The sequence below is a fragment of the Buttiauxella sp. A111 genome (genome assembly GCF_014189855.1).
Classification (GTDB): Bacteria; Pseudomonadota; Gammaproteobacteria; order Enterobacterales; family Enterobacteriaceae; genus Buttiauxella; species Buttiauxella selenatireducens.
Genome location: NZ_BJFN01000006.1, coordinates 60,661 through 75,378, shown reverse-complemented (window position 1 = coordinate 75,378; position 14,718 = coordinate 60,661). Strand labels below are relative to the sequence as shown.

The following is a 14,718-nucleotide window of genomic DNA, read 5'->3' as shown; positions in this document are numbered from 1 at the left end:
GTTTATCAATACCCTCTCTGTGCAACAACCTCGCCAAATACGCTCTCCTTGCTGGATTTATTGATTAGATTTTCAACAATTTAATTAATGCGTGATCTGTCGCCCAAAAAGTAAACAAAGCCCTCAAAAGCCCTATTATTAACGTTTGCTTGACATATTATTAACATCCTACAAGGAGAAAAAAAGCCATGAGCCAAATACATAAACACGCCATTCCCGCAAATATTGCGGACAATTGCCTGATAAACCCGGAGCAATACCAGTCCATGTACCAACACTCGGTACATGATCCCGATGCATTCTGGGGCGAACAAGGGAAGATTCTTGATTGGATCAAACCTTATAAAAAGGTGAAAAACACCTCTTTCGCCCCTGGTAACATCTCTATCAAATGGTATGAAGACGGCACCCTAAATCTGGCCGCCAACTGCCTGGACAGGCATCTGAAAGATCGCGGTGATCAAACGGCGATCATCTGGGAAGGCGATGACGCGACCCAAAGTAAAACCATTACTTATCGCGAACTGCATCGCGAAGTGTGCCGTTTTGCCAATACCCTGGTAGAGCTGGGCATCAAGAAAGGCGATGTGGTCGCAATTTATATGCCGATGGTGCCGGAAGCCGCCGTTGCAATGCTGGCCTGTGCGCGTATCGGTGCCGTGCATTCGGTGATTTTTGGCGGCTTTTCGCCGGAAGCGGTCGCGGGCCGTATTATCGACTCCAACTCTCGTCTGGTGATTACCGCCGATGAAGGCGTACGTGCCGGGCGTTCTATTCCACTGAAGAAAAACGTCGACGACGCGCTGAAAAACCCAGGCGTTAAAACCGTTGAGCACGTTGTGGTACTGAAACGTACCGGTGGAAATGTTGAGTGGCATGAAGGCCGCGATCTGTGGTGGAACGAACTGGTCGAAAAAGCCAGCACACACCACCAGCCAGTGGAGGTCAACGCTGAAGATCCGCTGTTTATCCTTTACACCTCCGGTTCAACCGGCAAGCCAAAAGGCGTGCTGCACACCACGGGTGGCTATCTGGTGTATGCCGCCACCACCTTTAAATATGTATTCGATTACCACCAGGGCGACGTTTACTGGTGTACCGCAGACGTGGGTTGGGTCACCGGCCACAGCTACCTGCTTTACGGCCCGCTGGCGTGCGGTGCCATCACGCTGATGTTTGAAGGCGTACCAAACTGGCCAGCACCAAACCGCATGGCGCAGGTGGTTGATAAGCATAAAGTGAATATTCTCTACACCGCACCGACTGCGATCCGTGCGCTGATGGCTGAAGGCGATAAAGCGATTGAAAATACCGATCGTTCGTCGCTGCGCATTTTGGGTTCAGTGGGTGAGCCTATTAACCCGGAAGCGTGGGAATGGTACTGGAAGAAAATCGGTAATGAAAAATGCCCTGTGGTCGACACCTGGTGGCAGACCGAAACCGGCGGTTTCATGATTACTCCGCTACCTGGCGCAATCGAGCTGAAAGCAGGTTCCGCCACACGCCCATTCTTTGGCGTTCAGCCCGCTTTAGTGGATAACGAAGGTAATCCGCAACAGGGTGCAACCGAAGGCAACCTGGTGATCACCGATTCGTGGCCAGGCCAGGCGCGCACGCTGTTTGGCGACCACGAACGTTTCGAGCAGACCTATTTCTCGACGTTTAAAAATATGTACTTCAGCGGTGACGGCGCGCGTCGTGACGAAGACGGTTATTACTGGATTACCGGACGCGTGGACGATGTGCTGAACGTTTCCGGTCACCGTCTGGGCACCGCAGAAATCGAGTCAGCCCTGGTGTCGCACCCGAAAGTCGCTGAAGCGGCGGTGGTTGGGATCCCGCATAACATTAAAGGCCAGGCGATTTACGCGTATGTGACGCTAAACCACGGCGAAGAACCGACACCTGAGCTGTATACCGAAGTGCGTAATTGGGTACGCAAAGAGATTGGCCCACTTGCCACACCGGATATCCTGCACTGGACTGATTCACTACCGAAAACGCGCTCCGGCAAAATTATGCGCCGCATTTTGCGCAAAATCGCCGCCGGCGATACCAGCAACCTTGGTGATACTTCAACGCTTGCCGATCCGGGTGTTGTTGAGAAGCTGCTGGAAGAAAAACAAGCCATTACCATGCCTTCGTAAACATTCCCCCTCTCCCTTGAGGGAGAGGGTCGGGGTGAGGGGGATGCAAGCAACATAATGCCCTCACCCTAACCCTCTCCCCCAGGAGAGGGAAATCGGATGCAATCAACATAATGCCCTCACCCTAACCCTCTCCCCCAGGAGAGGGAAAATAAAAACCCTTTCCCCACAGGATTTTGCGTTGCAGGAAGGCGGCAAACGAGCGTGTCCCCAGGAGCATAGATAACTATGTGACTGGGGTGCGCGAGAGCAGCCAACACACCTGCGGCGTAAAAGACGAAGGGGAAACCTCTGGAGAATCTGTGATGAATAACATTTATCAACAGATAGAAGACAGTGAGCATTTCAGGGAGTTAGTCGCTAAACGGCAACGGTTTGCCACCATTTTATCTCTCATCATGCTGGTGATTTACGTCAGCTTTATTTTGCTGATTGCCTTTGCTCCCGGCTGGTTGGGCACGCCTTTACACGAAGGCACCACCGTGACACGTGGAATTCCCATTGGTGTTGGCGTGATTTTGATCTCTTTCTTCCTGACAGGGGTCTATGTCTGGCGGGCGAACGGCGAATTTGACCGCCTGAATAATGCCGTTGTGCGCGAGGTGAAGGTATCATGAAACGTCTTTTCGGCCTCCTTGCCGCACCGCTCCTGAGCCTGCCTGCGTCTGCCTTTGCGGCTGATGCGATTACGGGGGCTGTGCAACGCCAGCCAACCAACTGGCAGGCGATCATTATGTTCATCATTTTCGTCGCCTTTACTTTAGGCATTACTTACTGGGCGTCCAAACGCACACGCACCCGTAGCGATTACTACACCGCAGGCGGCAATATCACGGGCTTCCAGAATGGCCTGGCGATTGCGGGCGATTATATGTCTGCCGCGTCGTTCCTCGGGATTTCGGCGCTGGTATTTACCTCCGGCTATGACGGCCTGATTTACTCACTGGGCTTTTTGGTCGGCTGGCCGATTATTCTGTTCCTGATTGCTGAACGTCTGCGAAACCTGGGCAAATACACCTTTGCGGACGTGGCATCGTATCGCCTGAAACAAGGGCCAATTCGTATTCTGTCGGCCTGTGGTTCACTGGTCGTCGTGGCACTGTACCTGATTGCCCAGATGGTGGGCGCGGGCAAACTGATCCAACTGTTGTTCGGCCTGAACTACCACGTTGCGGTGGTGCTGGTTGGCGTGTTGATGGTGATGTACGTGCTGTTTGGCGGCATGCTGGCAACCACTTGGGTGCAAATCATCAAAGCAGTACTGCTGCTGTTCGGCGCAAGTTTCATGGCCTTTATGGTAATGAAACACGTCGGCTTTAGTTTCAACAATCTGTTCGCTGAAGCGATCGCAGTCCATCCGAAAGGCATCGCCATCATGAGCCCTGGCGGGTTGGTGAAAGACCCAATATCAGCGCTTTCGCTGGGGTTAGGTTTGATGTTTGGTACCGCCGGTTTGCCGCACATTCTGATGCGTTTCTTCACCGTAAGCGATGCCCGCGAAGCACGTAAAAGCGTGCTTTATGCCACCGGTTTCATGGGTTATTTCTACATCCTGACCTTTATCATCGGCTTTGGCGCAATCATGTTGGTGGGGGCAAACCCTGCCTTTAAAGATGCGGCTGGCGCATTGATTGGCGGCAATAACATGGCAGCGGTTCACCTGGCTGATGCCGTGGGTGGCAGCTTGTTCTTAGGCTTTATTTCGGCAGTGGCCTTCGCCACGATTCTGGCGGTGGTCGCCGGTTTAACGCTTGCAGGCGCATCAGCGGTTTCGCATGACCTCTACGCTAACGTATTCCGCAAAGGGGCATCTGAACGTGATGAGCTGAAAGTGTCGAAAATCACCGTTCTGGTGCTGGGTGTGGTGGCTATCCTGCTGGGGATTTTGTTCGAGAAACAAAACATCGCCTTCATGGTCGGCCTGGCGTTCTCGATTGCGGCGAGCTGTAACTTCCCTATTATTTTGCTCTCAATGTACTGGTCAAAACTGACCACACGTGGCGCGATGGTAGGTGGCTGGCTCGGCTTGCTGACTGCGGTCATTCTGATGGTCCTCGGCCCAACGGTTTGGGTACAGGTTCTCGGTCACGCTTCAGCCATCTTCCCGTATGAATACCCTGCGCTGTTCTCGATTCTGGTGGCGTTTGTCGGTATCTGGGTATTCTCCATCACCGATAACAGCCCTGAAGGCAATCTGGAACGTGAGAAATTCCGTGCTCAGTTCATCCGTTCCCAAACAGGGATTGGTATCGAACAAGGTCGCGCACACTGATCGTTTTCCCCTTCCCGGCTCGCCTGAGCCGGGAAATTTCTCGCCGATCGACTTCGCATTTTCCCTCGCTTAATACGCCGTTGCTCACAGTTTCCCGCCCAACAAAAGTGATTCGCGTCACAGAGAATTTCTCCATTTTGCGAGATTGATCGCGAGTTTAGCCATTGCCAGTCGTAGCGCGGTTTTGCGCGCCGATTGCCGCACGACAATCCCATTCCACCTTCATATGATTATCTCAGCAGGCTCGCGGCGAACTCACGTAACCGTTCAGCATTGAGCAGTAATGAAACATAGTGCGGGCTACCTGCTGGCGGCGAATCAGCCCAACGTTCCAGCGTATCTGCAAAACGCAGCAGTGTTTCCCGGTGCCCGGTGGACATCTTCAACACCTGGGCGGCATCACCATAATGTTCGCTCATTTGCATGTCGCTGACGGCGAAAGCAACGCGTGAGAACAGCTGGCCGTACATTTCGGCGTTACGCCAGGCGGCTTCAAGGCGTTCCAGCGTGTCGTTGGGGCAGGTGATGCGTAGTTCGCGGAGTTGTTGTACCGCAGAGGTTGCAAGAAACTGGGCGCTCTCTTTTTCAAGTCCAATCAACTGGCGTTGATCGGCACCGAGTTTGGGATCGTCGGTTGGAAACAGCGGCTGAAAAGCCTGTACCCAGTTGGCGCTACGAATGTCGGTATGCAGCAGTTGCTGCGCCTGAGCATAGCTTTCCGGGATTTGGCTTTGGTAGTGCATGCGCCGCCCGAGAAGATTCGGTGTTTTGCATAGCCAGTCGTAACTTGAGGTGTACAAATCGCTAAAACGCTGGCGGTCCAGCTTGCTGTGGAAACCCAGTTTTTGCTGCTCAATCCAGCGGTCGATGACAGAAGAAGGCGCGGTGTTATTCGCGGCACTTAAGCCGAAAAGATTGATGGCATTGGCAGATTCCATCGTCAGACCGTCAGGCAGCCACTGCCAGGCAACGCGTGATGTGATGGTTTCGATGTTGTGGTCAGCGAGGCTGGTCGCCCAGCTTAAACGCCCCTGGATTTCATCGCCCAGATAGCAGGGCAGGATCGTCCAGCCGTAGCCGGTGCCCCAGAGATCGTATTCGATCCATTTTTTACGCCCGCTGAGCGCCACAATATGCGGGTGGTTAGCAAAACCGGGATGGTAATCCAGTTCCGTGGCTTTTATCGAAGCGCGTACATCATCCGGCAGGCCGGATAACACGCGAGAAAGTTGTTGGCGCGGCCAACTGGTATCAATGAAATCGCGCAGAATGAGTTTTTTACCCTGAGCCCGTAACAGGCTCCAGACGTGATGCAGGCTTTGCTGCCAGCCGTCAGTCTGAAACTGCGGGGTGGTCAGGCTCAATATCAAACCGCTGAGGTGCGGTAATAACGGTAATAACCGGGTCAATATCGACGAATAAAACTGTTTCCAGAAATCAGGCGTACTGCGCTCATCAAAAGAAAACTCAGGAAATTTACGTCTGATGATGTCATCGGTCGGCGCGGCTTCGCCTTGTAGCCAAAAGCTGAGGTTATTTTCCTGCAAATAAGCACTGACCTTTTTTAAATATTGCAGGGCGTTTTTTTGCTGGTGAATAAGATTTTCAACGTCGTGGCGGTAACTCAACGGTGACGGTGTTGCCAGCAGCGAAAGCAACTCCTGCTGATGAAGAATAATGCCGGTAAAACCATGAATTCTGGCGGCATTGACACAAGAAACAAACCACGGCCAGTGCCAAATAAACGGGCTGTTTAACTCCATTAATTGATGCGGAACCAGTTTCATACGCATTACCGGAAATAAAGCCAGGTTGGAATTGTAGGGTGGATAAACGTCAGCGTCATCTACCCCTTATTGAATATGAGGATATTATGAAAAAATATGCGTTGGTGGGAACCGGTGGCCGAGCGGGCTTATATATCGAGGCGATCGGCGGAAAATGGAAAGACAATGCGCAGTTAGTCGCGTTTTGCGACACCAATCAGACGCGCATGAATTACGCCAATAAGCTGCTGACCAACACCGGTGCGGCACAGGCGTCCACCTGGAAAGCTGCGGATTTCGAAACCATGATCCGCGAAACGCGCCCGGATATTGTCATTGTCACCACCATGGACCGTACGCATGACGATTACATCGTGCGAGCGCTACACGCAGGGTGCGATGTGATTACCGAAAAACCGATGACCATTGATGAGCAGCGCGCCCTGCGCATTCTGGATGCCATCGAACAGACTGGCCGGGAAGTGCGCGTCGCATTTAATTATCGTTATGCGCCGCACCACAGCAAAATCCGTGAACTGCTGATGGATGAAACCATTGGTGAAGTGTTCTCGGTGCATTTCGAATGGTTACTCAATACCGAACATGGTGCGGATTATTTCCGTCGCTGGCACCGCGAAAAACGTAACAGCGGCGGCCTGCTGGTGCATAAATCCACCCATCACTTTGACCTGATGAACTTCTGGCTGGGCAGTTATCCGGAACGGGTGTATGCGGAAGGCGGCCTGCGTTTTTACGGTAAAGAGAATGCAGAAAAGCGCGGTGTTTCGCAGTTTTATCCACGAGCCCATGGTTTTGCTGCGGCCAAAGATGACCCGTTTGCGCTACACATGGAGGACAATGCGCAGCTCAAGGCGCTATATCTGGAAGCGGAACATGAAGACAATTATTTCCGCGACCAGAGCGTATTCAGCGACGGGATTAACATCGAAGACACCCTGTCGGTGATGGTTAAATACCAAAACCAGGTGCAGATGACCTATTCACTGAACGCATATTTGCCGTGGGAAGGGTTGAACGTGGTGTTCAACGGTAGTCGCGGACGGCTTGAGATGAAACTGGTGGAGATGTCTTATGTCAATGCTGGCGGCGAACGTGAAAATGAAGGCAGTCTGGAAAGCTGTGACATCACTGTGTTCCCGATGTTTTCAGCACCTTACAAAGCCGATTTCAGTATTGGCGCGGGTGGGCACGGCGGTGGCGATAACGCGATGCTGGCCGACTTATTTGGCGAACCGGGTCACGACCCACTCAAACGTGCCGCCGATCACCATGACGGGGCGATGTCGATCCTGACCGGTATTGCCGGGAATATTTCGATGCAACAACAGCGCCCGGTTTGCTTTAAAGAGTTTGAGTTGGTTTCACGGCTAAAAAGTAAGTAAGCACTTACTGGGTGATGTCGGGCAGTGCTTCACTGCCCGACGCAACATTCACGATTAAAGTTATAATCATCAAGAATAATATCTCTAAATATCAACTAGTTAAAAGCCTCTCTTACGTTCATCCACATTACCCATGCATCAACAGTTTCTATACTTTTTATCTATGGCACCTTATGCAATAAAACCATTTTAAATCAGTGGTTTATTTGTGGTTTTCACAATATCAAAAAAGGAAATCACGATGGGATGGAACAGAAATGCGGCTGTAGAACACGCCAGAGGGCACGCAAACGCCAGCTCTCATGGTCGTTGTGCTGAATACACCAGAGAAGCGATCAATGCAGGCGGGGTCGAAATTGGCCACACCAATTCAGCTAAAGACTATGGAGTATTGTTGGAGAACGCAGGTTTTAGAGCTATAGGCAAAGGAGAAAATTTACTCGCTGGAGATGTTGTCGTCATTCAGCCCTATCCAGGCGGAAACCGGAACGGGCATATGGCGATTTTTGATGGCACCACCTGGTACTCTGATTTTCGCCAGCGTGATATGTGGGCAGGGCCTGGCTATCGCAGTTCTCATCCATCGTATGTTATCTACAGGAAAAATTAATGCGCGCATTATTGCTGGTATCACTCCTGCTAATGGGTTGCACCACTCACGCACAGACGCCTGAAGCAACCGTCAGTGATTTTTATCATTTTTACTTGGCAGATTTTGTCTCAGATAGTCACGAGAACCCACTGACCTCCTCCAAAATGCAGCAGTACGTCGCGAAAGAAACGCTGACAAGGCTTAAAGCCATTCAGGATATCGAAGAGCAAGAGATTGTAGAGGCGGACTATTTCACTTACTGCCAAGATTATGCTGCCGAATGGATACCCGCTCTTGAAGTCGGAACCGCCAGAGACGATGCAGGGGGTAAAGTGCTGGATGTCTGGCTGGGTATTCAGGAGGGCAAAAAACTTAAGCTTCGTGACTATCTGCGCCAGGAAGACAGGAATTGGAAAATCTACCGGGTGGTGGATGTTTCGAACGGGTTTGAGCAAAACATATTTGATGATAAAGCGATTAGTGCGGCCAAAGCCCACGCAGCCACGCTCTCCAAAAACTAGCGATGAAATGTCGGGCAGTGCTTCACTGCCCGACACAATATTCACAGCTCATACCCAATGGATTTCGAGTTGTAGGCAGGCGGCAAGAGAAGGAGTCCCGATGAGCTTACTTAAGTAAGTGATTCGGGCGAGTGACCGCAGCCAACGCACATACAGCTTGAAAGACGAAGGGTATATTAGAACATCAACCAACTCACAACGGGTGCCAGCACCACCAAAACGACGCCGGAAAACATCATCACCAAACTGGCAACTACGCCTTCCTGCGGACCCAGCTCGTAAGAACGCGCAGTACCCGCACCGTGAGAAGCGGCACCGAAACCAGCCCCTTTTGCCATCCCTTCACGAATCGCAAGACGCAAAAACAACACATCACCGACAGCCATTCCAAATACGCCGGTCACTACCACAAACAGCGCCACAAGTTCAGGTTGCCCGCCGAGAGGTTTTGCCGCCGCCAGTGCAAAAGGTGTGGTAATCGAGCGCACCGCAAGGCTGCGCTGGATTTCATCCGACAAAGTAAATAACCGCGCCAGCCAGACCGAACTGGTCACCGCCACAACCGTTGCGGTGATAACGCCTGCGGTGAGTGACATCCAGTGACGTTTTATCACCTTGAGGTTGTCATAAACCGGTACGGCAAATGCAATTGTCGCCGGGCCAAGTAGCCACAATAGCCAGTGCGCCTCACCCATGTAACTTTGATAGGAGATATGGCCAAAAATGAGCATTGCCACCAGCAGTAATGGGGTCAAAACCAGCGGCATTAACGGCAGTTTGCGAAATCGGCGATAGAGTTTTTTATTGGCAAAATAGAGCCCGAGAGTGATCACCAGGCACAGAATACTCAACTGGAAATTATTCACAGCTTAGCCTGCCTGCGCGCTTCTCGCGCCAGTTCAAAACGGTAGACCTTATCCACCACCAGTGCGGTTGCACCGAGCACCAGCGTCGTACTGATAGCAATGACCAGGAAAATGCGCCAGCCATCGACCATCAGCAGTTCTGCGTAATTCACCACCGCGACCACCGCAGGCACAAAGAACAGCAACATTTCAGCCAGTAACCAGCGAGAGCCTGCACGCACCCATTTCAGCGGCACCACACGACAAAGGATCAGCGCCAACAGCAGCAACATCCCGACCAGGTTTGCAGGCAACGGCAAATGCCACCATTCCACTAACTGCTGAGCAAAAACAAACAATCCCGCGTATAGAGCAACTTGTACTGGCACTTGCATACGGCGAAAAATAACCGGCGTAAATCCACGTATCGCCACATACATGAGAGTGGCACTCCAAAAAAATATGAGGAGGCGATTATAGTTAGCCAACGTCATTGAAAGAAATGAATTAAAATCATCAGAGGTATAGTCAACGGGAATAGTTATGGACATCAGGACACTGCGTTATTTTGTTGAGGTGGTTCGCCAGCAAAGTTTTACCCGCGCTGCCCAGAAGATGTTCGTCACTCAGCCGACCATCAGCAAAATGCTGCGCAATCTCGAAGATGAACTCGGCTGCACGCTGCTGATTCGTGATGGGCGAAAACTCTTACTGACGGATACCGGTGAGGTGGTTTACCAACACGGCTTGGCTATTTTGGCGGAATTTCGCCAGTTGGAAGCCGAATTGGGTGACATTAACCATCTCAACAAAGGCGTGCTACGCCTCGGCATTCCCCCTATGGTCGGCATGTTAATGGCGGGGCCCATTAGCCTGTATCGCCAGCGTTACCCGGGCGTAGAGCTGAAGATTTCTGAATTTGGCGGTTTGACGGTGCAACAGGCGGTGCTTAATGGCGAGCTGGATTTAGCTATGACCGCCCTTCCGGTAGAAGACGAGCATACGTTCTCCACGTTGCCCTTGGTCCAGAATCCGCTCTGCGTCTTGGTGCCGCGTTCAGGCCCGTGGACGACACGCGAAAGTATCGAACCTGGCGAACTGGCCGCTCATCCGTTACTCATCTACAACGAAGATTTCGCATTAAGCCGCCAGTTAATTCAGCTGTTTCAGGAGCATGGATTTACACCGCGTATTGCGGTGCGCAGCGGGCAGTGGGATTTCCTCGCCGCCATGGTGCAGGCGGGCGTTGGGATTGCGATTTTGCCAGAGACTATTTGCCAGCGGCTTGATAAAAACACGCTGATGTGGCTGCCGCTAAACAGCGATTTGACGTGGCAACTGGCGATGATTTGGCGCGAAGGGGTTTATATTTCGCATAGCGCTCAGGCGTGGATTTCATGCTGTAAGGAGTTTTGGCCGGAGCATCCGTAGGATGCCCTCACCCCAACCCTCTCCCCCTGGAGAGGGAGAAAACCGCCCTCAATCATTTCGCCAGGCAGTCCCTTCTCCCTCAGGAGAGGGAGAAAACCGCCCCCAATTATTACGCCGAGCAGTCCCTTCTCCCTCAGGAGAGGGAGAAACCGCTCCCAACTATTCCGCCGAGCTATCCCTTCTCCCTCAGGAGCGGGAGAAAACCGCCCTCAATTATTTCGCCAGGCAGTCCCTTCTCCCTGAGGAGAGGGAGAAAACCGTCCCCAACTATTTCGCCGAGCAGTCCCTTCTCCCTCAGGGAGAAGGTTAGGATGAGGGTTGTTTTGCCAGTTACTGCTGTTCGATTAGCAGCGCTTCGAGCAAATCGAGATCGTGCAGCAGCTTCATCAAGGTGTCATTGCTGATTTTCTGCGTCGCGCGTAAATGGTAAAGCTCTGCACGCTCGGCACGTAATGCGGCAAGACGGAAACGGCGCTCAAGGTTCTCTTCCAGTTCACTGCTTTCCATGTCATTTCGCCCATCAGCCCGACGGCGCAAGTTCCCTATCACGCGTGAACTTACCTCTTTGAGCAACTGATCATCGAGGTTCTCATTAACGTCAGATTGCAGGCGTTCTTCCATTTTCTCAATCGCGGTAATCGCGACTTCTGCCGTTGCCGCACGGGCAACTCGCTCTTCCTGGCGTGCCACCGACTTATCAGGAACTTCCACATTGCGCAGCAAAATCGGCAACATGATAACCCCGGTAAACAGTGAGAAAAGAATCACGCCTGCCGCGAGGAAGATAAGCTCATAACGCGCCGGGAATGGCGTTCCGTCACCTAACAGCAGCGGAATGGATAACACACCGGCAAGGGTAATAGCCCCGCGCACACCAGCAAACGAGGCAATGCCCAACTCGCGCATAGTGTAAGAGCCGAACTCCAGCGGACGTTTTTTCATAAAGCGTAAACTGATGCGTTTCATCGACCACAGCCACAAGAAACGCACGCCAATCAGGGCGAAATAGATAAGCCCGACATCGACAAACAGCATCCACAATTCTACGTTCGGATCCGCGTTTGCCGCCGCAATAGACGTCTTCATGATGCCGGGTAATTGCAGGCCTAACAGCAAGAACACCATGCCGTTAAACACAAACTCGAGCATTGCCCAGACGCTGTTTGCACGCAGGCGCATTGCCAGCGGCGCACTGCGCAACACGCCAGAACGGGTGATGGTCATCCCGGCGGCAACCGCCGCCAGAATGCCGGAAACGCCGATGTGTTCCGCAATCAGGTAAGACGCGAATGGCAGCAGTAACAGCAACAGGATTTGCGTGGCGGGTTCGTCACCGCTCCAGCGGCTCATCAGACGTAACGATTTGCCGTAGAGCCAGCTCACGGCTATCCCCGCCAGCAGGCCGCCAATTGCCACTTTGAAGAACTCAAATGTTGCCCCGCCGACGCTAAACACCATCGTACCCACGGCAACCGCCACGGCCATTTTCAACGAAACCAGGCCGGAAGCGTCGTTCATTAGCGCTTCGCCCTGCAAGATCCCCATGATTTTCTTCGGAATACGCCCTTCTCCGACGATGCCCGAAAGCGCCACGGCATCTGTCGGCGAGAGCACCGCCGCCAGCGCAAATGCAGGAATTAACGGGATCCCCGGCACCACAGCATAAATCAGGAAGCCAATACCGACGACGGTGACCAGCACCAGAACCAGCGCAAGGCCGATGATTTCGCGCCCATGATGGAGAAATTCGTTTGTCGGGGTTTTCCAGCCATCGGCAAACAGCAACGGTGGAATAAACAGCACCAGAAACAGTTCCGGGTTGAAATCGACATGCAAACCGAAGTGCGGCCAGGCGAGCACCGCACCTATCGCTATCTGCATTAACGGGAGCGGGATCTGGAATGGCAGCATACGTGTCGCAACCCCAGACAAAGAAACCACAAGGGTCATGATGAGAATAGTAAAGAAGATTTCCATGCTTTCCTTAGTCGCGGTGTTTTGTGAAACCCTTTTTGCAGGATGTTGTTCTTATCATAAAACAACTTTATACACCGGAAGGAAACAGGAAAAGACTTGAAGTGGTTTTAGACGGAGTGTTCTAAAAATCTTTTAATCAAAATAATTCGCGTTGCAGCAAGGCGGCAAAGGAACTCATCCCCAGGAGCTTACACAAGTAAGTGACTGGGGTGAGTGAGTGCAGCCAACGCAGCTGCAACGTGAAGTATGAAGATTAAATGGCCCAGCCGCCCGCATAGAACGCGACTAATGCGATAGCGATGACTACGGTACCGATATTCAGCTTGCGCCATTCACCCGATACGATGCGTCCAATCACCAGTGAGGCAAAACCAATCATGATGCCGGTAACGATGTTACAGGTCAGCACGATGAATACCGCGGTAATCAGGCCAGCCATTGCATCAACGAAATCTGCGAAGTCGATTTTGGCAACGTTGCTCAGCATCAGCAGACCCACGTACATCAGCGCCGGAGCGGTTGCGTATGCAGGAACAAGGTAAGAAAGCGGAGAAAGGAACAGAATCAGCAGGAACAGCACACCAACGGTGATGGCTGTCAGGCCGGTTTTACCACCCGCCGCAGTACCTGCCGCAGACTCGATATATACCGCTGCTGGAGCTGCACCCACCAGGCCTGAGAACACGGAGCTCAAGGAGTCGGTGGTCAGCGCTTTGCCGCCATCAATGATTTGACCGTCTTTATCCAGCAGATTTGCCTGGCCTGCAACAGCACGGATGGTGCCAGTTGCATCGAATACCGCCGTCATCACCAACGCCAGAACGCTTGGCAACACCACCGGATTCAGTGCGCCCATAATATCCAGGCTACCAATCAGCGAGTTACCCGCTTCATCTTTCAGCGATGGCATTGCGAAGATGCCAGAGAAATGTACAGATGGGTCGAAGATCAGACCGAAAATAGAAATACCGATAATGGTCAGCAAAATGCCGCCAGGGACTTTCAGTTTTTCCAGACCAATAATCACCGCCAGGCCAATCAAAGACATGATGACAGGGAAGCTGGCGAAATGGCCGAGTGCGACAGGCAGACCATCCAGTGGGTTTTTGATAACCAGGCCGACACCGTTTGCAGCGATCAGCAGCAGGAACAGGCCGATACCGATGCCAGTACCATGCGCAACACCCATCGGTAAGTTACGCAAAATCCAGCTACGAATGCCGGTCGCGGAGATGATGGTGAACAGCACACCCATCAGGAATACTGCGCCCAGCGCAACAGGCACGCTGATGTGTTGGCCCAATACCAGACTGAATGCGGTAAAAGCCGTCAGTGAAATGGCACAACCAATTGCCAGCGGCAGGTTTGCCCAAAGGCCCATGACAAGTGAGCCAACACCGGCGACCAGGCAAGTTGCCACAAAGACCGCCGCAGGAGGGAAACCTGCTTTACCGAGCATGCCCGGAACGACGATCACGGAGTACACCATCGCAAGGAAAGTGGTTAAACCCGCCACAACTTCCTGACGAACGGTACTGCCACGTGCAGATATTTTGAACCAGGCATCAAGACCGCCGGTTGCACGCGGAGAATGATTAGACATAGTGAAAAATCCCCTGAGATTTTTATGATTACGTCGGTATACGTGGTGGACAATCCACTGCTGATTAAACGTTCAAATTCTAAAATACTACGAATCAATCCCTGTGCTGCATTTGTGACAAAAAGGGGCGTCACAAAAAAAGCAAACGTTTAACTCCGCGT

General features: G+C 52.2%; 12 protein-coding genes. 7 read left to right on the top strand and 5 right to left on the bottom strand.

The window, feature by feature from the left end:
• Window positions 1-188 precede the first annotated feature (188 nt).
• The 3 genes from acs (at window position 189) to actP (ending at window position 4,419) form a co-directional block, all read left to right on the top strand.
• The gene (acs, locus tag BSPA111_RS17460) at window positions 189-2,147 is read left to right on the top strand and encodes an acetate--CoA ligase (RefSeq protein ID WP_183272427.1); all 1,959 of its coding nucleotides are present in this window, start codon (window positions 189-191) and stop codon (window positions 2,145-2,147) included.
• A gap of 305 nt (window positions 2,148-2,452) precedes the next feature.
• Entirely contained in the window at window positions 2,453-2,764 is a 312-nt protein-coding gene (locus tag BSPA111_RS17455; RefSeq protein WP_183272691.1) for a DUF485 domain-containing protein, read from the top strand.
• The gene (gene actP, locus BSPA111_RS17450; protein ID WP_183272426.1) at window positions 2,761-4,419 is read left to right on the top strand and encodes a cation/acetate symporter ActP; all 1,659 of its coding nucleotides are present in this window, start codon (window positions 2,761-2,763) and stop codon (window positions 4,417-4,419) included. Before BSPA111_RS17455 ends, actP begins: the two co-directional genes overlap by 4 nt.
• 230 nt (window positions 4,420-4,649) lie before the next feature.
• Here the strand turns inward: actP and BSPA111_RS17445 are convergent, their stop codons facing one another.
• Complete coding sequence (locus BSPA111_RS17445; RefSeq protein WP_183272425.1) at window positions 4,650-6,206, bottom strand: hypothetical protein; 1,557 nt, start codon at window positions 6,204-6,206, stop codon at window positions 4,650-4,652.
• 86 nt (window positions 6,207-6,292) lie between these two features.
• Between BSPA111_RS17445 and BSPA111_RS17440 the strand changes: the two genes are divergently transcribed.
• The 3 genes from BSPA111_RS17440 to BSPA111_RS17430 all read left to right on the top strand — a co-directional run bounded on the left by BSPA111_RS17440 (window position 6,293) and on the right by BSPA111_RS17430 (window position 8,701).
• Window positions 6,293-7,588: a Gfo/Idh/MocA family protein gene (locus tag BSPA111_RS17440; RefSeq protein WP_183272424.1), complete on the top strand. Its 1,296-nt coding sequence runs from the start codon at window positions 6,293-6,295 to the stop codon at window positions 7,586-7,588.
• Window positions 7,589-7,829: 241 nt separating this feature from the next.
• Window positions 7,830-8,198 (top strand): hypothetical protein, encoded by a 369-nt coding sequence (locus BSPA111_RS17435; RefSeq protein ID WP_183272423.1) that lies wholly within the window; start codon window positions 7,830-7,832, stop codon window positions 8,196-8,198.
• Entirely contained in the window at window positions 8,198-8,701 is a 504-nt protein-coding gene (locus BSPA111_RS17430; protein WP_183272422.1) for a YbjP/YqhG family protein, read from the top strand. Before BSPA111_RS17435 ends, BSPA111_RS17430 begins: the two co-directional genes overlap by 1 nt.
• A gap of 176 nt (window positions 8,702-8,877) precedes the next feature.
• Here the strand turns inward: BSPA111_RS17430 and BSPA111_RS17425 are convergent, their stop codons facing one another.
• Together BSPA111_RS17425 and BSPA111_RS17420 are read right to left on the bottom strand one after the other, a co-directional pair.
• A complete protein-coding gene (locus BSPA111_RS17425) occupies window positions 8,878-9,567 on the bottom strand; it encodes an LrgB family protein (RefSeq protein WP_183272421.1) in 690 nt (229 codons plus the stop codon).
• Entirely contained in the window at window positions 9,564-9,986 is a 423-nt protein-coding gene (locus BSPA111_RS17420) for a CidA/LrgA family protein (protein ID WP_183272420.1), read from the bottom strand. Before BSPA111_RS17420 ends, BSPA111_RS17425 begins: the two co-directional genes overlap by 4 nt.
• Before the next feature lie 103 nt (window positions 9,987-10,089).
• On the opposite strand from BSPA111_RS17420, the gene BSPA111_RS17415 reads away from it, so the two are divergent.
• Window positions 10,090-10,977, top strand: coding sequence for a LysR family transcriptional regulator (locus BSPA111_RS17415; protein WP_183272419.1), 888 nt, complete (start codon window positions 10,090-10,092; stop codon window positions 10,975-10,977).
• A 330-nt stretch (window positions 10,978-11,307) separates the two neighbouring features.
• On the opposite strand, the gene BSPA111_RS17410 is transcribed toward BSPA111_RS17415, so the two are convergent.
• Together BSPA111_RS17410 and ghxP are read right to left on the bottom strand one after the other, a co-directional pair.
• The gene (locus BSPA111_RS17410; RefSeq protein WP_183272418.1) at window positions 11,308-12,954 is read right to left on the bottom strand and encodes a Na+/H+ antiporter; all 1,647 of its coding nucleotides are present in this window, start codon (window positions 12,952-12,954) and stop codon (window positions 11,308-11,310) included.
• Between the two features lie 253 nt (window positions 12,955-13,207).
• Window positions 13,208-14,557, bottom strand: a complete 1,350-nt coding sequence (ghxP, locus tag BSPA111_RS17405; protein ID WP_183272417.1) for a guanine/hypoxanthine transporter GhxP — start codon at window positions 14,555-14,557, stop codon at window positions 13,208-13,210.
• Window positions 14,558-14,718: the final 161 nt, after the last annotated feature.